The 25,267-nt window shown below is 66.9% G+C and carries 16 protein-coding genes and 1 pseudogene; 5 read left to right on the top strand and 12 right to left on the bottom strand.

What is annotated here, in order from left to right:
• Positions 1-17: 17 nt before the first annotated feature.
• From AB0E98_RS12600 to AB0E98_RS12585, 4 genes are all read right to left on the bottom strand, one after another.
• Positions 18-578, bottom strand: coding sequence for a hypothetical protein (locus AB0E98_RS12600; protein ID WP_361701641.1), 561 nt, complete (start codon positions 576-578; stop codon positions 18-20).
• Positions 579-587: 9 nt separating this feature from the next.
• Positions 588-992 (bottom strand): hypothetical protein, encoded by a 405-nt coding sequence (locus AB0E98_RS12595; protein WP_361701639.1) that lies wholly within the window; start codon positions 990-992, stop codon positions 588-590.
• 531 nt (positions 993-1,523) lie between these two features.
• Positions 1,524-1,748, bottom strand: a complete 225-nt coding sequence (locus AB0E98_RS12590) for a hypothetical protein (RefSeq protein ID WP_361701638.1) — start codon at positions 1,746-1,748, stop codon at positions 1,524-1,526.
• Positions 1,749-1,809: 61 nt separating this feature from the next.
• On the bottom strand, positions 1,810-2,946 hold the full coding sequence (locus AB0E98_RS12585) for a hypothetical protein (RefSeq protein ID WP_361701637.1): 1,137 nt from the start codon (positions 2,944-2,946) through the stop codon (positions 1,810-1,812).
• Between the two features lie 306 nt (positions 2,947-3,252).
• Here AB0E98_RS12585 and AB0E98_RS12580 point away from each other — a divergent pair, with 306 nt between their 5' ends.
• A complete protein-coding gene (locus AB0E98_RS12580; protein ID WP_361701635.1) occupies positions 3,253-4,707 on the top strand; it encodes a tyrosine-type recombinase/integrase in 1,455 nt (484 codons plus the stop codon).
• Between the two features lie 512 nt (positions 4,708-5,219).
• Here AB0E98_RS12580 and AB0E98_RS12575 read toward each other — a convergent pair.
• Together AB0E98_RS12575 and AB0E98_RS12570 are read right to left on the bottom strand one after the other, a co-directional pair.
• Positions 5,220-5,657: a hypothetical protein gene (locus AB0E98_RS12575; protein WP_361701633.1), complete on the bottom strand. Its 438-nt coding sequence runs from the start codon at positions 5,655-5,657 to the stop codon at positions 5,220-5,222.
• 17 nt (positions 5,658-5,674) lie between these two features.
• The gene (locus tag AB0E98_RS12570; protein ID WP_361701632.1) at positions 5,675-11,833 is read right to left on the bottom strand and encodes an RHS repeat-associated core domain-containing protein; all 6,159 of its coding nucleotides are present in this window, start codon (positions 11,831-11,833) and stop codon (positions 5,675-5,677) included.
• Positions 11,834-12,398: 565 nt separating this feature from the next.
• Between AB0E98_RS12570 and AB0E98_RS12565 the strand changes: the two genes are divergently transcribed.
• The gene (locus AB0E98_RS12565; RefSeq protein ID WP_361701631.1) at positions 12,399-15,389 is read left to right on the top strand and encodes an FG-GAP-like repeat-containing protein; all 2,991 of its coding nucleotides are present in this window, start codon (positions 12,399-12,401) and stop codon (positions 15,387-15,389) included.
• On the opposite strand, the gene AB0E98_RS12560 is transcribed toward AB0E98_RS12565, so the two are convergent.
• Both AB0E98_RS12560 and AB0E98_RS12555 read right to left on the bottom strand, forming a co-directional pair.
• Complete coding sequence (locus tag AB0E98_RS12560; protein WP_361701630.1) at positions 15,382-15,519, bottom strand: hypothetical protein; 138 nt, start codon at positions 15,517-15,519, stop codon at positions 15,382-15,384. The genes AB0E98_RS12565 and AB0E98_RS12560 overlap by 8 nt on opposite strands.
• Before the next feature lie 103 nt (positions 15,520-15,622).
• Positions 15,623-15,787 carry a hypothetical protein gene (locus tag AB0E98_RS12555; RefSeq protein ID WP_361701629.1) on the bottom strand — a complete coding sequence of 55 codons (165 nt, stop codon included), beginning with the start codon at positions 15,785-15,787 and terminating at the stop codon, positions 15,623-15,625.
• Between the two features lie 792 nt (positions 15,788-16,579).
• Between AB0E98_RS12555 and AB0E98_RS12550 the strand changes: the two are divergent.
• Positions 16,580-16,945: pseudogene (locus AB0E98_RS12550) on the top strand (hypothetical protein); the annotation flags it as partial.
• Here the strand turns inward: AB0E98_RS12550 and AB0E98_RS12545 are convergent.
• On the bottom strand, positions 16,922-17,329 hold the full coding sequence (locus AB0E98_RS12545; protein ID WP_361702135.1) for a hypothetical protein: 408 nt from the start codon (positions 17,327-17,329) through the stop codon (positions 16,922-16,924). The pseudogene AB0E98_RS12550 and the gene AB0E98_RS12545 sit on opposite strands and share 24 nt — an antisense overlap.
• Before the next feature lie 221 nt (positions 17,330-17,550).
• On the opposite strand from AB0E98_RS12545, the gene AB0E98_RS12540 reads away from it, so the two are divergent.
• Both AB0E98_RS12540 and AB0E98_RS12535 read left to right on the top strand, forming a co-directional pair.
• Positions 17,551-17,985 carry a tyrosine-type recombinase/integrase gene (locus tag AB0E98_RS12540; RefSeq protein ID WP_361702116.1) on the top strand — a complete coding sequence of 145 codons (435 nt, stop codon included), beginning with the start codon at positions 17,551-17,553 and terminating at the stop codon, positions 17,983-17,985.
• A 231-nt stretch (positions 17,986-18,216) separates the two neighbouring features.
• Positions 18,217-18,936, top strand: a complete 720-nt coding sequence (locus AB0E98_RS12535) for a hypothetical protein (protein ID WP_361701628.1) — start codon at positions 18,217-18,219, stop codon at positions 18,934-18,936.
• Between the two features lie 224 nt (positions 18,937-19,160).
• Here AB0E98_RS12535 and AB0E98_RS12530 read toward each other — a convergent pair whose 3' ends face one another.
• The 3 genes from AB0E98_RS12530 to AB0E98_RS12520 are packed head-to-tail and all read right to left on the bottom strand — an operon-like array spanning position 19,161 to position 25,233.
• Positions 19,161-20,345 (bottom strand): hypothetical protein, encoded by a 1,185-nt coding sequence (locus AB0E98_RS12530; protein ID WP_361701627.1) that lies wholly within the window; start codon positions 20,343-20,345, stop codon positions 19,161-19,163.
• A complete protein-coding gene (locus AB0E98_RS12525) occupies positions 20,342-21,406 on the bottom strand; it encodes a hypothetical protein (RefSeq protein WP_361701626.1) in 1,065 nt (354 codons plus the stop codon). The genes AB0E98_RS12530 and AB0E98_RS12525 overlap by 4 nt, the downstream gene beginning before the upstream one ends.
• The gene (locus tag AB0E98_RS12520) at positions 21,403-25,233 is read right to left on the bottom strand and encodes a hypothetical protein (protein WP_361701624.1); all 3,831 of its coding nucleotides are present in this window, start codon (positions 25,231-25,233) and stop codon (positions 21,403-21,405) included. The genes AB0E98_RS12525 and AB0E98_RS12520 overlap by 4 nt, the downstream gene beginning before the upstream one ends.
• Between the last annotated feature and the right edge of the window lie 34 nt (positions 25,234-25,267).

The raw sequence follows: 25,267 nt of genomic DNA, 5'->3' as shown, positions 1-25,267 counted from the left end.
CGGCTGGAACTCCGGCGCTAGAAGCGGTCGACCTGCTCGTCCCGCAGGGTCGCGAGCACGACGACCCCTCGGTGAACGAGGCCGGACAGGAGCGCGGGCTCCAGTCCGTCGTCCCGGACGTAGTCCTCGACATCGTCCAACCAGAGCACCCAGCCTTCCGCTGAGGGCAGGTCCAAGCCCGCGAGCGGCCGCAGGTCGGCAGTGCGAGGAGGCGCCCACACTCGGCACCCGGCCAGTTCAGCCCGCATGGCTTCGAAGGCGCAGCGGGTCTTCCCCGCGGTCGAGTCGCCGGTGAGAACCAGGAAGCCGCCGGTGCGTCTGAGCCGGGCGATTAGGGGACGCACGCGGACATCGACATCCCGGGTCACGTAGGGGTGCAGGAGGGGCCGACCTTCCTGCCGGCGGGGGCGATGCACGCCGAAGGCGAGCGGATCCGCCCGTTCCACCGTCGTCCACGTGCCGGGTGGCGGTGGGCTCGCGGGACCGGCGGAGAAGTAGTTGTTCTGCGTCCCCGCGACCTGTGTCGGCCCGTCGATGCGGTTGCCGTGTACATCAAAGGAGGTGCGCTCGTTGTCCATTCCCGTGTCTCAGTCGTGGTTGTTCTGGACACCTTTCAACTGGACCGGGCCGTGGAAGGTGTTGTGGTGGACCTCCAGGTGGTCCCGGTCACGAGCGGCGCCGCCGCTCCGGGCACGCTCGAACTCATCCAGGATGAGCCGTAGTTCGACTGCGGCCGCCGGGTCCTCCGCGAGGAAGAGTCGGAGGCGGTCCCGCCATGCCTGCTCCACCTGGGCCACGCGGTCGAGGTCACCCGTCGCGTCGGCGACGGCCAGCTCGGTCTGCGTGGTGGCTAGGTCCGCCGCGACCACGGCGGCCTGACGATCGTTGCCCCGGCCAATCAGACGCCCGAGCCGCTGCTTGAGTCCGGTCCACGCCTCGGTCGTCCACGCGGTGACCAGTGCCGTGGCAGCCGAGGATGCTAAGGCTGCCATTTCCGGATCCATCTACCCTCCTGGAGCGCATGGTTGGGACAATCACGCTACAGGCAGGAGGAGCGCAACGTGGCGCGAGTGGGCAGAAACCGCGAGCGTTGCCGCGCGGCCGCTCTTGCTGCGGCGCGGCCGTAAGTCCGGGGCGTCGGGCACCGGTGCGGTCGGTGGCCAGCGCCCCGGGTTGTGCTGGGTCCGTCTTGTCGATCAGCTCGGTTCAGGTCGCAGCGTCTGGTGACGGAGCGGTGGCGGGCTGGAGTACACCGAGTCGCCCAAGGGGAGAACGCCCAGGCGGACCGGGCCATCCTCGAGCTCAAGCAGAACGCTCGCCACCACGATCCACAGAGAGCCGACCAGTGAGTTCCTTCGCCCATGCCCAGAGCGACGAGCTACGACAGCGAGACTGACGCCCCGTCATCCGCCACCACTCGGGGACGCGTCTACCGGCGCTGCGGCTACCAGGACCACCTGCACCACGGACCAACGCCGCCATGGACATCTGGCTCGGCGATCTCGCCATAAGGCCATCAGACATCACCTGTCCTGTATGAGTTGCTGGAACTGCGGGCACTCGACGGCGTGCCACTCCCTGATCAGGGTCTCCTCCTCAATGACAACAACTTCGGCGTGCCACGGCAGGCAGTCGTGGCACGCCCAGATCTCATAGGGTTTGCCGTTGTCGTCGAACGCCCGGAGGTCGACGGAGCCAACAGGGGCCCTGTAGGTGACGTCCTGTTGTGGATCGGAGCCTTCAGCCATACGGACAGTATCCAGACCGATGGAGTCGTCTGCGGTCGTGGCGGGCCTGGTGGGTAGCTGGTCAGCTACCTTCGGCGAGGTGCCGCCGTGACGCAATCAGCCGGTTGGTCAGCTCGACCGTGGCGAGGTACCACCAGAAGATCCAGTCGAGGAACGCTTCGTCATAGTCGCCATGCTGGTCGGCTCGGCGATGACGCAGGTCGTAGCGGTTGGCGATCTCGAACAGGGCGCCTTCGTCGGGCTTCCCGACTTCATCCTTGATCAGGGTGCGGCGTTCCTCGAGGATGCCTGCAAGGGTGACGATCGCCGACCTCTTGCTTTCGGCGGACGTGTCGCGGCCGCGGAAGAGCGCTATGGCGTGGCGGATGCGTGTGGCGATGCTGGGTGCGCTGTCGTTGAGCGCCCGGTGCACCAGCTGGCTTCGGGCGTCGTCGGTGAAGGCGACCAGGCGTCCCAGGTCTTCACCTTCCGCGGCCAGCTCGTACTCAATCCTGGCGAAGCGCAGCAGTTCGTTGACCTTGGACCGGTACAGAATGCGGGCCGGGCCGTTGTGGAATTCTGAGTGGTGCCAGCCGCAGCTGGCGTAGGAGTGAAAGCGCCGCAGGCGGGGGCGGCTGACCAGGTCGTGGAAGACCTCGATCAGCCCGTAGAAAGTGTCCTCGTCCCAGGTCTCCGGTGTCAGCGGCCACAGGTTGGGTATGCCAAGGTACTTGTCGATCACCTCGGAGGCGTCGGGCAAGCCATTCGGGGCGTCGACACATTCCTCGCCGAACCTCTCGGCCAGGTAACCGTTGTCCGTGAACTCGTAGATGATCCGCGCGAAGTCGCGGCGGGCGTCTTGCGCGGTGCTGCCGTCATGGGAAAGCTCCCGCCCCTGCCGTTGCGGCCAGTACGGCCGCGGCGCGGCCGCGGGCCGAAGTTCAGATGCGCGGTTGATGAGCTCGGCAAACCAGTCGTACCTATTTGTCACGGCTGGTTTGGTGCCCAAGTCGCTGACGGTGCTCGCCCAGGGATCGGCGCTGTGGTCCGGCGTATCCTCGAAGTCCGTGACGGCGGTTGTGCCGGTCAGCGCCTCAGTCATGAGCCATATCGCACGCTCCTCCCAGGAGTGCCCCCGTGACTTGAGGATGCGTTCGCCCTCGGAAATAAACAGCGATGTTGGCCACAGAAGTTCATAGTTACTCAGGTCCAGACTCACGAAGTCATCATCACCCACCCGCGCCGCTTCTCGGACCCCTCACCAGAAACACTGCGTCGTGTGCGCGAGCAGTCGCCTTCAAATGGTCTGAGTCGCACGTGCCGCATCTGCGGTGAGCGGCATGACGACGCGCCCGACAATGTGACCGTGCCAGTGTGCATGGTCTGCCAGCAAAGGCCGTACTTGTCGCCCCGCCAAGGGATATGCGCAGGTCAGACGCGGCGCGGATGCCGTTGTGGTCGCATGTGGTCGCAGGAACCACCGTCCCGGGTTCGACACTGGGTGTAGCAGTTCAATGCGCAACCTTTGGAAGCGATCACCATGCGCTCTGCCACTACTCGGGGGCGCGTCTACCGGCGCTGCGGCTGCCGGGACGACCTGCACCACCAGCTCGGACCATGCTGTCCAAAGCTACTCGCCGATCCTGATCACGGGACCTGGACGTTCGTCGTTGATCTCCCCTCCCCCGCCCGTCGGCGCACCATCCGGCGAGGCGGGTTCTCTACCCGCGAGGAGGCCACCCAGGCGCTGCGGCGGATGGTCGACAGTGCCGGCGGCTTCCTCGCCGACCCGAACCAGACGGTCGCTGACTATCTGACCGCCTGGCTCCAGGCTAAGGCGATGACCTTGAAGCCGACGACCACGGTCCGCTACCACCACTACGTTGTCGACGACCTCATCCCCGCACTGGGGAAGATCAGGCTCGACGATCTCGGCTACGGCCACATCGCGGCCTTCGTACGAGCACAGTTCGCCGGCGGCCGTGGACCGGTCACCGTCCACCGGATCCTCGCCACCCTGTCGAGTGCGCTGGGCGAGGCGGTGCGGCATCACCGGCTCGACCACAACCCCGCACGACCCACGATCATCCCCCGACCCACCGCCGCCGAACGCCACATCTGGTCCATCGACGAAGCGGTCACCTTCCTGCGGTACTGCCACACCGCCGACCCGCTCATGGCCGACCTCGTCGAAGTCCTCATCGGAACCGGCATCCGTAAAGGGGAAGCGCTCGCTCTGCGCTGGGAGGACGTTCACCTCGACAAGCGTGTCCTCTATATACACACCACACTGTCCGCGATCGACAACAACCGCCTCGTGATCACCACGCCCAAGACCAGGAGCAGCAGGAACTGGGTCGCGATCTCCGGCCGCGTCGCCGCCGCCCTGCAGCGCCGCAGACGCGAGCTGTGTCCGTCAACCGCAGAGGGCCTCGAGGGCAATTTTGTCTTCCACCGAGCCGACGGTCAGCCACTCCATCCGGAATACGCCCTCAACCGGTTCCACCTGCTCAGCCGCGAGGCCGGCGTCTCCCGCACCACGATTCATGATCTACGGCACCTGTCGGCCACGATCTCGATCAACGCCGGTGTCCCGCTCACCGTGGTGTCCAAGACCCTGCGGCACTCCACGCTCTCGACCACGGCAAACGTCTACAGCCATCTGACCGCCCAGGCAGCCCGCGAAGCCGTTGATGTAATCGACAAAACCCTCACCCGAGCCGACCAGCCACCCCCTCCCCCACGGCCCATCCCGGCACCGCGACCGCCCTGCGACCACATCCCCCAGCTGCACAACCAGATGACCGTCATCAGACAGCCCACCAGCACCAGGAATTACAGCAGCCCAGCCCTGAAGGTCCCCCGAGCCTGCGACCACCTCGCGACCACAAGCCAACGAAACATCAGAAAGGCCGCCCCCGCATCATGCGAGAACGGCCTCCGACCTGCGAAAATCGCTGGTCGGGACGGCGGGATTTGAACCCACGACCCCTTGACCCCAGGCGCGCGTTCGTGTGGTCCCAAACTGGTCCCGGGGATCCTCCAGCCCGACGCACCGCCCGACTTGACCCGCCGCCCCGAAAGGCGACACCCCCAAGGCGAGGTCCAGCCCCCTCCCGCAGCTGCGCTTGCCCTTGCTCTTCACCGGCAGGAGCGCGCGTGGGGCCTGTTATTTCGCTTCTCCGCACATCAGGCGACAGCGTGGATCCATGGTTGGCCGATGTGTGGCGGGATAGGTGGCCGCTCACCATTCGGGTTCTCTCCGGCCACCGCGGAGACCGGCGGGAAAGCGACGTGGGCTCCCGCCCGGGTGGGGGGCAGTTGTCGGTGAGCAGCTGACAGGGCGCGACTTGTCGCGGCTGGAGGACAAGCCGGACTTCTTCCTGGCGTTGCGGATGACCTGAGGTGCGGGGCCCTCGGGCCCTGAATGCGCTGAGGGGCAGGAGCCGTTCGACGGCTCCTGCCCCTCTTTTTCATCGGAATGCAGCAGAGCTACAGCCCTAGCTGCCTACGCGTATCGTCGTCCACTTCGACGGCGTAGAACTGCACCATTTTCGCGGCCTCTCCCCTCGTCCGCTCCCCCATGAACGGAAGCGCCGTCTCAAGAAGGCCGCCCGCATCGAGAAGCGGCTCCAGGCACTGGAAGTGCGCAGCCGACCGGATCCCGTCCTCCGGGCTCTCCATCAACTTCTCCACGAAGGCGAAGCAGCGCGCGACGAGATCGCGATCCGGATCACCCGAGCGCAGCTGAGGCATCAGCAGAGGGTAGGACAGCACATTTCCAAGGAGATTGAAGTAGCCGAGCGCGAAGTCGTCGTCACGAACCGCCTCGCGGATGGGCATGTCGGCCTCCTCCTCGATCAGGCTCGCCGCCTCGGGCACGAAGTCGACCAGGAGAGCCGGGATTTGAGTGTAGGAAGTGACGATCACAGAGTTACTTCTTCCTTCTAGCACGGACAGCCGGAATTCGATGGCGTGCTGTTTCTCTTCGCTATCCCGAACGGATCGACCAAGTTCTTGATCAGATCCTTCGTCGCTTGCTTGAAACCATGCCGCTGCACGTCTCGCGCATATCCGGGTACTTGAGCCACTCCACCTACGATGCCAAAGGTACGCGCGAACCCGCGCATCTTCGTGGGCTCCCCCACCGGCTCCGGGCGACCACTGTACTTATTGCGCTCGAACCCCTGGCCCGTGACATCCTGCATACCAGCTGATTTGACCACCTTATCCCGGTTCGTCCTCATCTCCTTCTCCAGCTGAGGCTTACTCTTGATTTCCTTTTCCACATTTCCCGTGACATCTCTGGAATTCAACGCCTCCCACAGCTCCTGCGCCTCTCGCTTCGCTGTCGCCAGATCCTCGTCCGAGAGCCGGACCGCGTTTTTTCCCTTCGCTCCTTCACGGGCCGCACGGTCCCCGTCGATCAGATCAGAAAGGCCGGAAAGGACGGCCCACCCCTTCTGTACGTGCCACTGGTCCTTCTCCAGTCCACCGGACACGAGCCTGTGGCCGTTCCGAAGCTCGTACCTGATGGCAGCGCTGGCCTTGCCGTTTCCGTAGACATTTTTGGCATTGTCCCGCGCATAGATGTTGCCCAGGTAGTTGTTGAGCTTCTGATTGGACACATGAGGCCGGACGGCCCGCTGAGCGTGGTAATCGACGTAGACCTCAATAGCCTCGTTGATGACTTCACCGACGTCCGTACCGAAGAACCAGTTGACGAGTGTCGAGCCCCACCACTTCCCGTCCGGGTCGCTGTACAGCAATGGGTTGTTGTTGCCGTAGCTGTACCCGTGCAACTGCTGCGGATCGGTGACGTCCATCAACGGGTCGACGCTGATGAACCGGGCGGTCGCCGGATCGTACTCACGGGCTCCCAGGTGGGTGAGCCCCGTGGCATTGTCCTTCGTGCCGCCGACGAACCCGCGGTCTCCGGGCCATGCCGTGGATGCCGCGCCGCGCTGGGCACCGAAGACGGTCAGCTTGCGGCGGTTCACCGCCTGGGTGGCGGCGTCGACGGCGGTGGTGGCGGTGTCGTGGTGGTCCGAGAAGAGGTAGCTGAGCTTGCCTCCCGCCCGTAGGGCGGTGGTCTCGCCGCTGTGGGTGTAGTACCGCGTCCCGACCTTCGTGGTGCCGTCGGGCTTCAGCAGGAGCTCGTTGCCGTCGGGCAGGTAGAGGGTGCTGCCCTCGGCGTCCTTGCGGATGAGCCGGGCACCGCCCGCGTCGTAGACGTAGCTGGTGGTCCGACCGTTCTCCGTGACCTTGGTGAGATGGCCTTCGGCATCCCAGTCGAGGGCCTGCTCCTTGTCTTCGGTCCGGCGCAGGACGGTGTTGCCCACGGCGTCGTAGACGAAGTCGTCCGAGCGCTCCGGCGTGGTCTGTTCCCCTCGTGTCGTCGTCACGGAGGTCAGGGCCCGGCGCTGCCGTGCGTCCTTGGCCGGGTAGGCGTAGGCCCGCTTCACGTCCTTGGCGACGTCCCCGCCGGCGTCGTGCAGCGTTTCGGTCTGTCGACTGCCTATCGCGTCATAGGCGTAGGAGTGCCAGTACGGGTCGGACCCGCCGACCTTCGGACGGTTGCTGCCTTCCGGCTTGGTCGCGCAGGCGTCGGTCGTGGTCCACGCGTGGGTGATCCGCCGCAGGGAGTCGGTGACGAAGCACTGCGTGTCGGTGACTGCGGCCTCTCCCTGGCCGGTGACGGTGGTCAGGCGGGTCATGTTGCCCGCCGCGTCGTAGGTGTACCGGATGTCGTCCAGGCGCCCGGGGCCTGAGGGGCCGGACTCCTGCTCCGTCGTGGTGTGCGTCAGGTCACCGGTGTGCTCGTCGTACTCCTTGGTCTCCCACAGCCGCTTGCCCTGCGTGCCCATCTCCCTGCGGAGCGGACGGCTGAAGGCGTCGTACTTGGTGTCGGCGACCAGCGTGGCACCGCTCACCGTCGTGCGCAGGGGCAGGTCGTACGGCTTGGAGTCGTCGTAGTTGGTGGTGACGCGCTCCGCGGCGAGTCCCCCGATGGCAGGCTGGCGCACCCATTCGGGGAGTCCGTTATTGGCGTTGTAGCCGCGGGTCCACTCGTAGGTGCCCGCGAGGCCCCCTTCGCTGTCGGGGATGGTGACCTTGTCGGCGGTGGGGTTGTACCAGTCGTCGAAAGCGGTCGTCTCGAAGGTGTACTTCTTGCCGCCGACGATCCGGCTGGCCGACGTCAGCTGGCCCTTGGCGACGGTGTCGTAGACCCATTCGCTCAGGACCGCGCCGTTCTGCCTGAGCTGCGTCTTGCGGCCCAGCACGTCGTACACGGTGGTGAGCGTGGCGTTCTTCGCGTCTGTCAGCGACACGGGCCGGTCCAGGGCGTCGTACGCGGTGGTGCTCAGCCCCTTGTCGGGGTCGTCGGTCTCCACTTCCCGGCCCCGGGCGTCGTAACGGTAGGCCCACGTGCTGCCGGCGGGGTCGGTGACCTTCTCCCGCTGTCCCTTGGCGTTGTACGAGTAGCGCGTGGACTGCGAGGCCGTGCGGTCGTCGTTCGTGTACTGGATCAGTTCCGTCTGACGCCCCAGGGCGTCGCTGACGGTCGTGGTGGCCGTGCCGCCCTTGGGCGGGATCACCGTGGTGCGGTCGCCCTCGTGAATCGTCCGGGTGCGCTTCGTCTCGTCCCCGTACTTCCGGGAGATCGCGTCGGTGAGACGCCCCGCCCCGTCGTACAGGTTCTCCGTGAGGTTCGGCACCTTGGAGTCGTCACTGGTGACCAGAGTGCCGGAGGGGTCGCCGTCGGCGTAGTAGGAACCGTACGACTTCCACTCGAGACCGCGTGTGTCGTAGAAGGTCTCCGAGATGACCCTGCCGGTGCCCGTCGCGGATGCCGTCTGGGTCTGGCGGGAGCGCAGGAGCCCGTCGTAGAGGGCGTAGTCGGTCCGGTAGGAGCCGTTGTGCTCCAGCGTCTTCGAGGTGACGACGGTGGGGCCGTCACGGCGGATCTGGTAGTCGTACTCGAACGTGGGGCTCTTGGGGAAGGCCGACTTGGAGTGTCCGGGCTTCCATACCTTCGTCAGCCGGGCGAGGCCGTCGTATTCGGCTTCGACCCTCTTGCCGTTGGCGTCGGTCTGGGCCGTGATCACGCCGTGTCCGAGCGCGAATTCCGTGCTGGACGTGTGTCCCAGCGCGTTGGTGACGGTGATTTTGGTGGAAGACGCGCCGGTTGCCGGGGTGTACGCGGTGGTGGACTTGTTGTTGAGCGCGTCGGTCACCGTCAGGGCCCGGCCGTACTGGTCGTAGGTGGCCGTGCCGGTCGTGACGAACCCTGTTCCCTTGGCGTCCTGCTCGTCCGTCCGCGTGACGAGCCCCCGGCCCTTGTCCGGCAGTTCGCCCAGCGTGCCCGAGCCGTCGTAGTACGAGCGCTTCTCCGATATGAGGTCGTCGGGGAGGCTCGGTTCCTTGCCGCAGGGCACCGACAGGACGCGCCGCACGGCGACGGCGTTGAGGATGGGGTTCTTGCCGTTACGCGCGTACGTCGTCGTCGCGCACGTCTCGTCGCCCGTCTTCGCCGTGTCGCCGAAGTCAGTCTCCGTCAGGGGCATGCCGTAGTCGTCGAAGGTCCGCTCGGACTTCGTACGCCGCCAGCCGTCACCGACCGCCGTCCGGCCGCTCTCAGCCTGGATCCCGGACACCTGAGCGGTGAGGTCGGGAAGGCCCTCGCGGGCATGGGTGGCGGTCGGTCCCTTGCGCCAGGGCTCGTACACCTTGGCGGACAGCAGCTTGCCGCCGTCGCCGTCGTATGTGGCCGATTCGCGGACCATTCCGGCGAACGCCGGGTGGTCGTCGGTCTTGTTGCCCTCGCTGTCGGCGACCTGGGTGCCGGTCGCGCCCTGGAAGTAGCGGGATTCGGTGAGCGTGCGCCGGTCGGCGCCGGCACCGGCGCGGGTCTGCACCCGGCCATAGCCCCGGTACTCGCTGTAGGCGCGGTGCTCGGGCTTCGTCAGCTCATCCTGGCTCTTCTCCCAGACAGGACCGTCGAGATAGGTGTATTCGATCTGCTTGTCGGGGGCGCCGCCGGTGTTGTCCGACTCGCGGACCTGCGTGACCACATAGGTGTGGAACCAGTCCTTGACCGGCTTGTAGTCCGCGGCCGGGGAGTCCTGGGGCACCCAGTAGACGGGGTGGCAGCGGCGCGCGTTGTGCGCCTCGTCCGGCAGGTCGCCCGCCTTGCACTCCGGTTCCGAGTAGGTGACGCCGATGGTGCCACCGGTCTCCGTCTGCACGGCGGAGACCCGGTACCGCACGAGCGGCGGCACCGCGTCGAGGGCCTTCTCCACGCGGTTGGGCAACTGGATTCCCTTGAAGGTGACGTCCGGCAGCGTCGTTTCCTTGCCGCCGACGTGACCGGTGTGGGAGATCGCCGACAGCCACAGGGCCGGGCTGCTGCCGTCGCCGCTGCTCGGGAACTGGTGCTTGAGCTCCCAGGTGTCGCCCGTCTTGTAGGAGCCGTCGATCAGCGACTCCGTGGTGATCTTCGCGAGACGCTTACGGGTCCAGAAGCTCGGCGAGTACTGTTCCTTGCACTCGTCGCCGGACTTGCAGTACCGGTCGAAGGGCACATCGGGCCAGTACTTGGCGTTGTCCTTGGTGAACTTGTCCTCAGCACACGCGAAGTCCGAGTCGGGCAGGCAGCGTTCCGCCTCAGTGAAGGTCACCCGCGCGGCCGCGGCGTTGGTGCCGTAGATGTTGTCCGCACGCAGGCCGTAGTCGATGCGGTTCAGGTATCCGCCGCGGACGTACTCGGTGACGGTTCCCTTGCCCGTGGTCGAGCTGGCGTTGCGCGCGTAGTGGTTCGTCTCGGCCGTGTAGTAGTACGCCATGGCGTCCGAGCCGGGGGTCACGACGTAGTCGAGGTTCCACCGCCAGGCCTGGCTGCAGGACGAGTCCCCGAAGGCGTCCTTGTGGCACGGCTCGCCCTTGTGGTTGCCGTGCACGGGAACGGTCCAGGTGGAGTGGGTCTCGGTCTTGCCGGAGGACCAGCCGGGAAGACGGTTATAGCCGAAGTAGTACTGGGTCCCGTCCGGAGTGGTCAGGTGCCAGTACTCACCGTCGTTGTCACCGTTGCCCCGGTCGGCGGAGTTCAGGCGCTCGATCTTGGTGCCGTTGTCCTGCCTGAGCTTCCACTCGCCACTCTTGTCGTCCTTGACGAGCTCGGTCGTGGAGCCGTTGAGGGAGAGCACGGCGTTGTCGGTGCCCCAGCAGAGGTCGCCGTTCTTGGCCTTGTTGTTGCCGTCCTTCATGTCGTCGATACACGGCTTGTAGCGCCGTTCCACGAAGCTGTCGGCCATGCTCCAGCCGTCGCCGACCCAGTTGGCCTGGTTGTTGGTGGCCGCAGTACGGCCGTCGACGGCCTGGGACGAGTAGGAGAGGGCGAGCTCCGGCGCGTGACCGCCCGGGACCTCGGGCAGGACGATCGGGTAGCTCCAGCCGAAGCCACCACCGGAACCTCCCGACTGCCAACTACCGGAAGGCGAGAGTGAAGTGGCCTTCCAGTCTCCAGCGGCCCCGGAGGCCCCGGAAGCATCGGCGGTCGCCGCCAGCAGTACGGGGGCGAAGGCCGCGGACCTGGCGACGCGCCGTAGCGGAACGGTCGCCTTCAGCGCGCCCTTCGCGGCGTCGTTGCTCGCCGACGGCAGAGGCGTACCGCGGTGGCACGCGGCGTCCTTGGGGTCCGTCAGCGCGCAGTCGGGCAGCTGCACGAGGGTGAGCCGGGACGCCCAGTCACCGCCGTAGGCGTTCCGGAAGGCCGAGTAGTCCACCTTGACGTCGACGGCGCTGTCGGCCGAGGCCTTGCCCTGGCCTGTCACCTTGAGCAGCACGCCGTCGACACCGGCACGCTCCGCCGCCTTGCGGTCCAGCGTCTCGACGCGCACCGTGCCCAGCCCCGCCTTGTCGGCGGTATGGGAGGACGCGATCTCCACGGGCAGGGAACCGGCCCGTGCCTTCTTCGGACTCGACGCGCCGGCGGCCGACGGGAGCGCGACGGTGACGCCGCCGGCCTTCGGCCACGTCGCGGACGGCGCCTCGTGCCACGCGTTCCGTGCCGCCTGGTCCGGGGTCCGGTCCGGTCTGGCCTTCACCTCCGAGACGGGTACGGGTTTGATCCGCTGGGTCCCTGGAGCCGTTCCCCGGGTCGAAAACGAATCGTAGGAGAGCAGCCCGGCAATGGTCACCGTAGCCGTAAGTGCAGCGGTTATTCGACTTGTCGAATGTCTCGCGGGAGCGCCTTCCGGGCGCCTCCTCGACGAGAACCTCATAAAGGCAGGCATTTGCCAAATCCCCAAGTTGGTTACGTAAAGGTGGCGTGAAACATATCACGCTGTGTGACCATCGACCCCCGCACGGTGGATCGCCTGCGACTACCAGCTGGGCGATTTGACCGATATCACCTCCGATATTTCCGGACATAATGTGCAGATAAATGAAACCTCTGGCCAGCCCATGATCATCTGTGGCATCATTCGTTTTGCCAGTCCTTTGGGTCTGCCTTTACGGTGCCCTCGCAATTCATGGACAAACCGAAGGGCATTTCCCATGCCAACAAGGCTGGGCGCACGCAGAAGAGGCATTCCACGCGCTCTTCTCGCCTGTTCGCTTCTTTTCATCGTCAATGGCATTTCCCTGCCCGGGGCCGCCGCCACGCCGGTGCCCGGTGACGGCAGCACACCAGGTCCTCCCACCACCGCGGTAGCGAAGGCTGACGGAGCCGCACTCAAGGAGGCGGAGAGCAGCGGGAAGCCGGTCGAGGTCATACCCCGGCGGACCGAGACGTCGTCCGTCTTCGCCAACCCCTCGGGCACCTTCACCGAGGAGCGCTACGCCCTCCCTCAGCGGGTGAAGAAGAACCACGCGCTGGTGGACATCGACACCGCGCTGGCCCCGGCCGAGGACGGCCGCATCAGCCCGGCCGCGACCCCGGTGAAGATGTCCTTCTCCCCGGGCGGCGACGGCCCATTGGCCACCATCGAACGCGACGGCCGACGGGTATCGCTGTCCTGGCCGAAGGCGCTGCCGAAGGCGCAGGTCTCCGGCAACACGGTCACCTATCCCGAGGTGCTCCCGGACGTGGACCTGAAGGTGCGGGCGAGCGCGACCGGCTTCGGGCAGCTCCTGGTGGTCAGGTCACCCCGGGCAGCCGCCGATCCGGCGCTCAAGGCCATCCAGTACGGCATGTCCGCCGACGGGGTGAAGGTCTCCGTCGACCAGTACGGCAACCTCACGGGCGTCAACCCGGCCGGGCAGGTGGTCTTCTCGGGGCCGACCCCGAGGATGTGGGACAGCTCCGGACCGGCCCAGAACGCTGATACCGCGCAGCAGGCCGCCCGCAGCGCTCCCCTGGCGCGAACCGCCGCGCTCCCTGCCCCCGCCCCAGCCGATGACGAGTTCCAGCCGGGGCAGGGTGCCAGGACCTCCGAGATGAAGGTGGCGGTGACACCGTCCAACCTCAAGATCACTCCGGACACGGGACTGCTGACGGGCAAGGACACCACCTACCCGGTGTTCATCGACCCGTACGTCGACGGCGCCCGCCAGGCCTGGGCCCTCGTCTACAAGAAGTACGCCAACAGCGCCTTCTACAACGGCGCGGGGTGGATCGACCGCGACGGCACGAAGGGCACGTCCACCGCGCGCATCGGCTACGAGAACGAAACCGACGGGCTAGGCCGCTCCTTCTTCCAGCTCAACACCAAGAACCTCTGGGACACCGACAAGCGGATCATCAAGTCCACGTTCCGGATCAAGAACACATGGTCCTGGTCCTGCGAGGATCGGGAGACCCAGCTGTGGGACACGGGCAGCATCAGTTCCGGCACCACCTGGAACAACCAGCCCAGCTGGACCCGCAAGGTGGCCACCACCAGTGAGACCAAGGGCTGGGCGGGCAGCACCAGTTGCCCTGCGGGCAACCTCGCCTTCGACGTGACGTCGGGAACCAAGGAGGCCGCCGCCTCCCACTGGACCAACTGGACGCTCGGCCTGCGCGCCGCCACGGAGACGTCCGTCTACAGCTGGAAGAAGTTCGACGCCAAGTCCGCGGTACTGTCGACCGAATACACGACCCCGCCCAGCACCCCGACCGATTACGGTACGAGTCCCGCCACCGAATGCCGTGCCAAGCAGACCTCGGTCATCGGCAACAGCGACGTTCAACTGTACGCCAAGATCTCCGACCCGGACGGGGGAACCGTCAAGGCACGGTTCAACATGTGGATCAAGGACGGCGATCCCGCGATCTTCAACCAGACCGTGTCGGTCACCAGCGGCAACGTCGCCCGGGTCACCGTGCCCAAGTCCGTCCTCAAGGACGGCGCCGTCCACCAGTGGCAGGTGCGTGCCGACGACGGCACCGCCGTCTCTCCCTGGGCACCCGCCGAGCCGTGCCGCTTCACCATCGACACCTCGCGCCCCGGCGCCCTGCCCGTCGTCTCCTCCACGGAGTACCCCGACGGAGGCAACGGCTGGCCGGCCGCCACGGGAACGGCCCGTACCCCCGGCTCCTTCACCATCGCTTCCGGGGGAGTCGGCGACGTGACGAAGTACGAGTACTGGAACGACTGGGACACCACCCGCCGTACGGTCTCCGCCGCCTCACCGGGAGGGTCCGTCTCCGTCAAGGTGACCCCCATGTCGGTCGGCGTGCACAAGCTCTACGCCCGCAGTCTCGACAAGGCCGGCAACCCCTCGGACATCCAGATCTACTTCTTCTACGCCAACAGCCCCAAGATCGCCGACAGGCCCGGGGACCTCAACGGCGACGGCAACTCCGACCTGTACGGCATCCGCACCAACGGTGACCTGCGCCTCTACGCCGGAACCGGCAACGGAGGCGTCGGACCGGCGACGGTCGTCAGCAATGAGAACTTCACCGGCGCCCTGATCACCCACCGCGGCGACTGGACCGGTGACGGCTACGAGGATCTCATCTCCGCACGTCCCCAGAGCGACGGCACCAAGAAGCTGTTCGTCCATCCCAACAACGGCCTTGGCTACGCCTGCACGAAGTCCGTCGAGGTCGTCGACGGACAGCCGCAGGGCTGCCCGATGGGGAGCCAGGAGCTCCGCGTGTACGACCCGACCCACAACCACTGGAACAACGCCCAGCAGATCGTGGCCATCGGCGACGTCGATGGCCCCACCGACCTCGACAACGACGGCACGCCCGACATCCCCTCCTTTCCCGACCTGCTGGTCAAGGAAGGCGACCACCTCTGGCTCTACTACGGATCCAGCAGCTGGTACCTCGACGAGACGGACCCCGTCCTCATCGGTGACGGCGGCTGGACCGACTTCGACGTGATCGCCCCCGGAGACGTCACCGGTGACGGGCGCGTCGACCTGGTGACTCGTCGGCGCAGCTCGGGTGAGATCTATGTGTACCCGGGAAGCGGACCGGCCGGTGAGGGTCTGGGTGACGGGAGCACGCGCCAGCAGTTCGGCCAACACTGGACCGCGGCCTACCGCCCCCTGATCGCCTCCGGAGGCGACGCCGACAACGACGGTGTCCCGGACCTCTGGGCTACCACCACCGACAACGCCGCGGGGCTCCTCTTCTACCCGAAGATCACCACTCGCGATCACGGTTCTCCGTTCGCTGTGGGCACGGGCGGCTGGGGCGACTTCACGGCCCTCAGCTGAGCACAGGCGCGCCGGGGCGGGGCACTTCTTCCGGGCGCCCCGCCCCGGCGCGTCCGGCCCGTCTGCCCTGCGCGCGGAACCGCTTGGCCAGCTGCCGGGCAGCGAGCGCGGCGTCCTTGGGCACGGTCACGTTGCACGGAGACCGCCGGTCGGTGCCGGCCACCCCGGTGATCCGGCGGTCGATCGGTGCCGGTGCGCTCGGCGAGCCAGCCGTGGAACTCCGTCCACAGCGCTCAGTCGCGGGCGTAGGAGATCTTCGTCTTGCGTGGGCGCACGGCCTCGATGTGCTCGTCGGTACCCTGCTCGAGCGCGGCGAGCACCGCAGCCGCCGCCGGGTCGTAAGCCTCCACCGCCCCGCCGACGGGCTGGGCAGGGACAAGCTCAGCGTCAACGGCCACCTCGGCGCTGCTCGATGCCGGTGGTCATCACCCCCTCCGTCCCTGGGACAAGCCCGCACGGCGGGCCTGCGCCATCCCGGCCACCCGCCGGCGGCGCTCCTCGGCCGGGATGCCGACGAGACCACAATGCGAGCAGCGGATGAATGGCGCGAACCTCACTGAGCGCCCTCCGTCGGCTCGTCGCCGACGAGCTCGGTAAGGGCCAGGCCGGCGACGTGCTGCTCGGTGCTGAGGCCGAGCAGCTACTCGCCCCATTCCTCGGATGCGGTGTGTACAGCGTGTGCTGGCCCGTAGCCCAGGCGCGCAGCAGCTCGCGAGCGTCAGGGGTGAGGCCGAGGACGGCGCCGGCATCGTTCCAGGTGGCGCCGAGCCAAAGGGCGTCGTGGAGGTACACGCCGCGGCCGTGCTCCGTCTCGCGGTGGATGGCCTCGCGCAGCGCGAGGACGGCGAGGGCGTCGGCCCGCGCCGCCGCGCTGGCGTCCGTCATGGTTCAAGAACAACAGACAAAGCGCTCCTGGACGGACTCCAACACCCAAACGCCGACTGATCACGTTCTGCGAGCAGGTCTCACCATCCCCCGCTCACTGTCCATATTCGGCATCGCCCGCCCCCGGCCGCAGCAGGGGCTTCAGCCACCGGGACGCAGCCCCGCACTTGGGGCCCCGCCAAGGGAGCGAAGCAGGTCAGGAGGGGTGCGGGACCCATTGTGGCCGCGTGTGGTCTCAAGATCGGCCACACCACGATTGACACTGATTGTAGCAGTTCAATGCGCAACCTTTGGAAGCGATCACCATGCGCTCCACCACCTCTCGGGGGCGCGTCTACCGCCGCTGCGGCTGCCAGGACCAGCTACACAAACAGCTCGGATCACGCTGTCCGCGACTCGTAACCGATCCTGATCACGGCACATGGACGTTCGCCGTCGATATCCCTCACTGCGCCCCGGGGCGTCACACCGTCCGTCGTGGCGGCTTCCCTGACCGGGGCACCGCGTCACAGGCCCTGCGGCGCCTGATCGACACCGCTGGTACGGGTCTTCTCGCCGATCCGAACCAGACGGTCGCCGACTACCTGACTGCCTGGCTCCAGGCCAAGGCCATGACCTTGAAGCCGACGACCACGGTCCGCTACCACTCATATGTCGAGGACGATCTCATCCCCGCGCTCGGGAAGATCAAGCTCGACGATCTCGGCTACGGCCACATCGCGGCCTTCGTCCGAGCGCAGCTCTCGCGCGGACGGGGCCCAGTCACCGTTCACCGGATCCTCGCCACCTTGTCCAGCGCACTCGGCGGGGCGGTCCGGCACCACCGGCTCGACCACAACCCCGCACGGCCCACGATCATCCCCCGGCCGGCAACAGCCGAGCGCCACATCTGGACCGTCGACGAGGCTGTCGCCTTCCTGCGGCACTGCCATACGGCCGATCCGCTCATGGCCGATCTTGTCGAGGTTCTCATCGGCACCGGCATCCGCAAGGGAGAAGCACTCGCTCTGGGCTGGGACGACCTCCGCCTCGACAAGCGCGTCCTCTATATACACGCGACGCTCTCCGCGATCGACAACAACCGTCTCGCGATCACCACGCCCAAGACCAGGAGCAGTAAGAATTGGGTCGCCGTCTCCGGCCGCGTCGCCACCGCCCTCCACCACCGCGCCCCGGACAGACGCCGTCAACGATGGCAGGGCTCGAAGGCGATTTCGTGTTCCACAGGCCCGACGGCTGACCGCTCCACCCGGAGTACGTCCTCAACCGGTTCCATCTGCTCTGCCGGAAAGCAGGCGTCTCCCGTACGACGATCCATGATCTCCGGCACCTGTCGGCCACGATCTCGATCAACGCCGGCGTTCCGCTCACCGTGGTGTCGAAGACTCTGCGGCACTCGACGCTCTCCACGACCGCGAACGTCTACAGCCACCTCACCACCCAGGCAGCCCGCGAAGCCGTCGACGCCATCGATCAAACCCTCACCCAGGCCGACCGGCTACCCGCTCCCCCACGTCCGATCCCCGCACCGCGACCGCTCTGCGACCACATCCCGCAGCTGCACAACCAGATGATCACCATCAGGCAGCCCACCAGCACCAGGATTTACCCCCGGACAGCCCCGGCAGCGGTGAGCACGTGCGACCACATTGCGACCACAAACCGACACAACATCAGAAAGGCCGTTCCCTCACTACAAGGAAACGGCTGACCTGCGAAAATGCAAGTCGAGACGGCGGGATTTGAACCCACGACCCTTTGACCCCCAGGGGGTCAATTCATGCCCAAATAAGGCACCAAGCCCCCTCAAACACCCGGCGCGGGGCCGGTAGCCGTTGCAGGACTCGCCGAGACAGGGTTCTTCTCGGTAGGTAGGCGCAAGGGCAGACTGTCCGAACTGGTGACAGCCCGGTCGAACCGGAACCGCAAGAGGAGAAGACCCATGAGAAAAGCACCCGCCGCACTGGTGGCAGGCAAGGGGCCCGTCGGCGAACCGCTTGTCTACGTCTTCTACAGCAGCAACGTCGTGCGAAGGATCCTTCAGAAGGAGGGCACGGGAGATCCGATCGAATCCTGGAATTCAGGAAACGGGGAGCCTCCCGTTAACCATCCATTCTCTGCACAGCCTGTACGGTATTCCGATCTATGGCCCTGCCTTGTCGGCAGGTTCGGCGACAATCCGCCCCTGGGGATCTATCGGAGAGATGAGCAGATCGGCTTCGAGGCATATACCATGCACGCACTCGTTACGCACGGTTCCGCATACCGGCGCGTCTCCTGGCATCACTTGAAGCCCCGCCAAGCCGCCCACATCCGCCCCGTACCGGCCGTTCCGCCGGGATTCACGGTGACGGCAGCCGCTGAACTCGCGGACAGTAACGTGCTGTTGTGGGGGAAGACCCTGGACCGGAAATGTGCCTACTGCCTCTGGGACCCCTCCAGCGGTCCGGTCGGCAAAGCGGTGCCCGGTCCGCTGGACTCGGCCGTGACGGCTGCCTTTCTTGGCTACGACCAGGTAAAGACCCAGCCGGTCCTGCGCGTATATGCCGGGACGGACGGCAAGGAGGAGACCTCTTTCACCGTGACCAGGAAGAGCTCGTCATGCACCTTTAGCAAGCAGTCGGCGCAGAAGTTCTTGGGCAGGGCAGAACCATCGAAGTAGCCGATAAGAACCGCGGTCGACTGATCGAGGTGGTGCGGGACACGGTCCACGACTGAGGATCGGCCCAGTTCTCGTGGTGAGGACGACCTTTGTTCCCGCTGCGCCTTGCGGCTATTCGCCCGCCCCCTCGGGGCGTGACTCTGCGGAGCAGGAACTGTCCTTGAACGTCCCGTGACGGGCTGCTCATACGGGGGCGGATCATCACCCGGATGCCGTGCTCGCCCTCATTGGGTGAGGCGGCCGACACCGAAGGGGCGCCAATCAAGTGCGAGGAGGTACCACTTCTCGTCAGGGTTGTCGGACAAGGTCGTGGTAAGCGTGACCGTGTGCTTGGCGGGGACCGGAAGGCAGCAGGTCCGTTCGGTCACTCCTGCGCGCACGTTCAAAGTTGCCAGGCTAGTACCGGACTTGCTCAGTTCGATACGGACCGTCGCGACCTTTCCGGACAGGCGGGATCGCACGGTGGCCAGGAGCAGACCGTCTGTGTCCGCAGTGAAGGTTGCCCTGGGGCTTTCGATCGGGTCCTTGCGCCAGTCGGAGCTGGTGTAGCCGGGCACGGGGCCGCCCTCGGCGAGCGGACGGTTGAGCAGGCTGACGGTGCGGTCGACCGAGAGCTTGTGTGTGGAGACGGTGGGACGGGCCACCAACACCTGGGTGTTGAGAGTAGCGGTGGTCTTCGGACCCGTGGCCGGCGTGAGTTCGGCCGTGAGCAGACAGAGCGTGTTCGTGATGGGAGCGAGTGGGTGGCTCGTACGGTTCGAGACGTTGATGGGCCGGCTCGGGCCGCTGTCGGTGGTGCAGGTTAGCCAATAGACAACGGCGGTCTTCGGTGGCTTCTGCGTCTTCCAGGTCAGGCTGGTGCTGCGGTGATTCGCGTCGATCATGTAGGGATCGGGGCGGAAGTCACGGAAGACGAAGCCCGGAGTGGTCTTACTGAGGGCGAGGGGCTTGGTGCGGAGGGTGTCATCCCGTGCGTACTCGCAGGCCGTGAGCGGTACCACGCCCGGCCGTCCGTTGACGGTGATGCCGGTGAGGGTGAATGTCACCGTGCCGTTGTGCGGCACCACCTTCCCGTCGCTGCCTGAATACTCGGCGCCCAACTCAATGCGGGTGGGGTTGATGAGGTCCTGTGCGTAAGTGTCCCAACCATCAGGCGTGTTGACTCCCACCCCCTCCTTTGTCTGGATGGTCAGGTCGTTCTCGCCGCGGCCGCGGGGAACGCGCAGGGTGAGACGCGTGACGGTTACGTCCTTGCCGGTCTTGTTGGTGGCGATCAACATCAGTTCCGCGTTCCGGGCCGCGGCATCGAGGTGGTCCGGGCCGAGGGAATACGTGAGGAGCGGGACGTCAGCGAGGGCCGGCCCCGTATCGTCCGCCGCAGACGCGGTGGGTGCCGTGTTCGCGGTCACTGGTCGGCCTCGCTCTGCTCGGTGAGTTGTCCGCCCCCGAGCGCGAACCAGCTCGCCTGCGCTTTCGGGGCTGCGCCTGTGAGCTCGAGTTTCAGGGTGGCCCCTGCGGGGACAGGGAGTTGGATGTCGACCGGAATGTGGGCAGCATCCGCATGCAGAGTACGGGTGACGGCGGGCTGAGCGTAGGAACCGCCTGGAGAGACAGTGATCTCCAGGGTGGCTCGTTCGCCAGCGCTCCTGGTCGTCAGGTTGGCGATGAGGAAGCCGTCGGTGGTGGACTTGTATCTTTTCGTCTTGACCACCGTTTCGTCCAGGCAGGTCACAGGGCTCTTGAGCAGAGTGGTGTTGCCGTTGGCCGACAGAGCTCCGGCATGGACGTCGCCGTGGGTGACGGCGACTGCGGTCACGCCACGAGCTTCCTTGTTCCCAGGCCCCGTGGCCTTCAGTAGAAAGGCATTGGCGGCACTGGTGAGGTTCTTGACCTGGTATCGGCACTCGCCGTTCTTGTCGTTGACGTTGATCGGGCTATCGACTGGTTTCCCGTCCGAGCGCCACAGGTAATACGTGGGCTTGGGAGTGGTCTTCGGCCCTTGCCACAGCAGCTCGACGGAACCGTCGTACGTGGTCTGGAGCGGCTCCGGGCGCAGTCCTGTGATGGCAAAGTCATTGAAGTCCTTGATGAGTTGCCGGGTGACCGTGTGCTCGGTGCCGTCGTCCAGCATGGTGGTGACCGTGATGTCGACGGGACCCGGATCAGGCCCGACGAGCAGACCGGTCAGCTGTAGATCGAGAGAGACGCCGAAATTGCCATCCGTGCTTGCCTCGATCACTCCGGGGGCCGGATGCGTCAGCTTCCAGCTCGGCGTGGCGGTGGCCAGCTCTGAGGGGGCCGCCGCGAGGTCACCGGCCCCGTTGCCCGTGGGTACGGTGATGCGAATGGTTCGGCACGGTGCAGGGGGGTCGATGCGTACGTGAAGGGTGCTGGTTTCGAGGTCGCCGTGTGGAGTGCAGCGGAGAAAGTCCGGCTGAAGGGTGACGGTGCAGTCCGGTGTGGTCGTCATCGCTTCTCGTTCTCTTTGGGCGGTTGCACGGTGAGGGTGAGGTAGCCGCTGTGCGCCTGGGGCGCGTCGGACCCGAGGCGGGCTTCGCTGGTGGCGGCAGCCAGTGCGTACCGGGCCCAGCCTTCGGCGGGTGGCCGGGCCGGTTCGGCGAACCCCCAGGCCCCAGCTGCTTCCGGGGTCGGGATGGTCAGCTGGGGCAGTGCAGCTCCGCCCCCCTTGCGCAGGGTCGGGGGAAGAATGCGGGCGAGGGCCGGCCCGAGCCGTACGGCGAGGGTCAGGCGCCGCAGGTGCTCGGCAACAGCCGCGGGCGGCAGCCGGTAGCGCAGGGCGGGCTGGATGTCCGTGTGGGCGGTGATGTGGGTGTACGGGTCGATCAGTGCGGTCAGGTAGGCCGCGTCGGCAGGATTCACTGTCGGCGCGACGGGGCGTGCGGGGACGGCGAGGTCCAGGCCGTCGGTGATGGGGACGGTGTAGATGCCGGCGGGATGCTCGGGGGCGTGGACTGCGTGCAGCGTGTCGTAGTCAGTGGCTCCCGGGCTGGTGAGGGGGCCGGTGAAGTAGCCCATGAGTCCGTCGGCGAGGTCGCCGCCGAAGCCGAGGCGGACGGGCCAGCGGCGGGTGGCGTAATACGGGTCCGTGGTCGTGTCCTTGTCGAAGACTTTGTTCCAGGCGGGATCAGTGAGCGGGCGGGCGTCGAGTTCGAGGTGGAGTCGCAGCCGCACCAGCGCGAGTGGCCGTCCCGCAGCCAGGCCGGCTCCGATGGGCCGACTGCCGGGTCGGTGGGTGGTGGCCAGCAACCCGGCTTCGACGCTCTGGGCAAGGTCGACCATGCGGAAGGGCCGCTCGGTGGCGGGCTTGGTGCCGGCGGCGATGGCATCCGGGTCTTCGTCGACGAGCCCGCGCAGGAAGCCTGCCAGTGCGGGGTAGGTGGCGGCGAAGGCGGGCTGCCACAGGGACCGTGGCGTCGGATAGGGCGAGCCGGGCAGAGGGACCCAGGTGACGGCGTCTCGGCTGCCGTCAATGGCGGGTCCGGAGAGGAAGCGGACCTCCCCCAGGGCGTCACCGTTCGGGGCGTAGGCGGCGAGGACCCAGTGTCTGGCCGGGTGGCCTTGCGGGCTGGTGCGGCGGACGACGAACCAGCCTCCGACAGGGGTGTCGGTCGCCAGGAAGGGGTCGCTGTCCGCGTCGACGACCTTGTCGAGGCCGGTGGCGGTGGCCTTGTGTGACATGGGCGTCATGCACAGCCGGGCGGGCTGGGGAAGCCGGGGGACCAGTTCCAGGTAGCGGTGGACATCCTTGTCCTCTGCCTCGTCGCCGGTCTTGGCCTTGCGGGCGCTGGTGAGGCTCTGCGAGCGGCGTACGCGGTAGTTCTGTTCGTTGTCGTCGCTGACGACGAGGACGCCGCGGCCGAAACTGTCGACGACGTTGAGCTTGCGCAGCCGTACATGAGCAGCCTGGACGGGCAGGTGAGCGCCGAGTCCGGGGTCGGGGACCAGAGAGTCAAGAGGCTTGAGGATGTCGGGCAGCGGTGTCGGGGCGCCGGGCAAGAGGTGGCCAGCCGTCCGGCGGGTGAGGGCGGCGCGCAGGCCGGTCAGCCGTTGTGAGGCGAGGTTCCAGGTACCGGCCAGGTCCCGGAAGCCGTCGAAAGCACCGGCAGGAGTGTCGGGATAGGTGGCCTTGTGGGTGTTGATCCGCTGCTGCAGCGTCGTGGTGGGTACGGCGCTGATGAGACTGCGCCCTTGGAATTCGACGGTTCCGACGGCATTCGTGTCCGTCTTCAGGCGACGCCGACCGCCGTCGAAGTGCCAGACTCCGGCCCCACCGGTCCGCTCGTACGGCAGGGTATGGCAACGGACTTGCCAGGTGAGTGTGAGCGGGCGCCAGGGCTGCTGCCACACGGTGTCGGCAAGCGGCCACGTGGCGGGCAGTGGCTTGGCGAGCCGCTCGTGGTCCGCGAGGCGGGTGCCGTACGAGAGGTGACCGGCCTGGTGGAGGTAGTGCGCCGTGGCGTGCAGGACGTAGAGCTCACGGCCGAGGTCTTTCAGCACGCCGCGCACGGCTTCGGGGGCCGACCGGACGGCGCGGTCCCAAGTGGCGGGAAGCGGCAGGCGGGCCGCCGACGGTGCAGTGAACTTCTCGGCAGGAGAGCCCTCCTTGGCGACGACGGAGGCGCTGCTGACCGGCTGGCCGCCGTACCGGCAGGGCAGGGGTGTGTTCCGCGCGAGTGAGTCGCTGAGCGGGGTACCGGCTCCGCGCATCAGCAGGGTGGGATCCTCGGGAGCGTAAAACGGGGCGCCGGGCCCGGAGCTGAGCTTCCACCCTTTCGGCAGGGCCTGTTGAAGGGCGGTGCGTGCGGCGTCGCGTTCGCCGCGGAGCTTGAGCAGTGCGTCGACGGCGGTCTTCAAGTCCTTTGCGGCACCGGCTTTGGCGGGGTCGGTCTGGTCGACGGCCTTGGCGTTGTCGAAGGGGGGCTTGGCCTTCGCTTCGGCATAGAGACATGTCAGCCACCACATTTCGGTTACCTGCCGGCGTCGGCCGACCACCTCGTACTGCTTGTGGTCGAGGGCGCGCTGAGCGGTGTTGAGGGCGGCGAGTCTTGCCCGGAGGGACTCATCCCTGGAGACGTCGTCGCCGTCGTCGTCCGGTGTGAGGACCGCGTCGACCTCGGTACGGGTGACCTTCCACCAGGTGCCGTCCGGATACGGGGCGAACCAGTCGCGGTGGGCTGCGACTGCCAGCAGGTCGGGCTCGAATCCGGGGTCGACGGCCCGGTCCAGGGCGGCCAGGTGGCCTGCGTGAAAGGCGTGGAAGGGCTCGGCCGCGGCCTTGTCGACACCGTTGGACGGCTCTCCTGGGAGACTGTCCTGCACGAGGGCGGCCATGGCGTCCGCCATGTCGTGGCCGATGGCCGCCTTGATGTCCTGGCTGCCGTCCGGACGTGGATCGGGCTGGGGCTTCTTCGCGGGATCCCACGGGATGGCCAGCAGAGTGCCCGCATACAGCGAACGGTCGTTGCCCATGAAGGCGGGTGCGGGGGTGATGCTCCAGCCGAGGCGGCGCAGCGCGTTCTCGGCTCGGTGGTCGGTGGAACTGTCGCAGAAGAAGGAGAGCAGGTCGGTGATCTGCTGGGCAGCCACGGGGTCGTCGACGGCCGTGGTGTGCCAGCCGGCCACCAGATAGCTGAGACTGCCCTTGCCGAGAGCCGCAGGCTTGCCGTCGGCGCCGACCAGGGGGTCGTGGAAGGAGAAAACGTCCTCGCAGTACGGCTGGAACGCGGCGAAAGCCGGCACGCCCGGCCCTAGCGCGGTCAGGGGCCTGAGCCACTGGCCGCCCGTGGGCTCGCTCCATTCGCTGCTGGTCAGGGACTTGCTGAGCCCCAGCCACTGGGCGCGCCCCACACGTGACGTGGCTCCCCCCTTCTCTCCCCGGGGCTTGGCGGACAGGTAATCGCTGTAGATGAGCCAGCCCGCGACCTGAGGGCTCTGGTCGGCAGATCTTCCGTCGGGGTGGTAGTAGCGCAGGATGATCCACCTGTTGGGCACCGCGGGGTAACGCAGCGATGCGTCGGTGCCCTGGGTGAGGTCGATGCGGCCCTTGCCGAGCGCTTCCGGCAAGTGCCAGTGGAGGTAGACGCCTTGGTCCCGTTCTTGGACACCGAACCGGTGACTGGCGTCCAGCGGCCGCGGCTCGGGGTTCCGGTAGTGGCTGGGGAAAGCGAGTTGCTTCCGCCAGAACGGATCGGCAGCAACGAGCTTGGTCACGACCAGCCCGTCGATGGTCATCGGCGCAATGACGACAGTGGGAGCGGTGTGCGGACTGCTGTCCATAAGGTCGGCATCTCTTTCGTACGAACGCAGCCGG

Source organism: Streptomyces sp. NPDC037389, assembly GCF_040636475.1.
GTDB classification, from domain to species: Bacteria; Actinomycetota; Actinomycetes; order Streptomycetales; family Streptomycetaceae; genus Streptomyces; species Streptomyces hesseae.
This window is presented reverse-complemented; position numbering and strand designations above follow the sequence as displayed.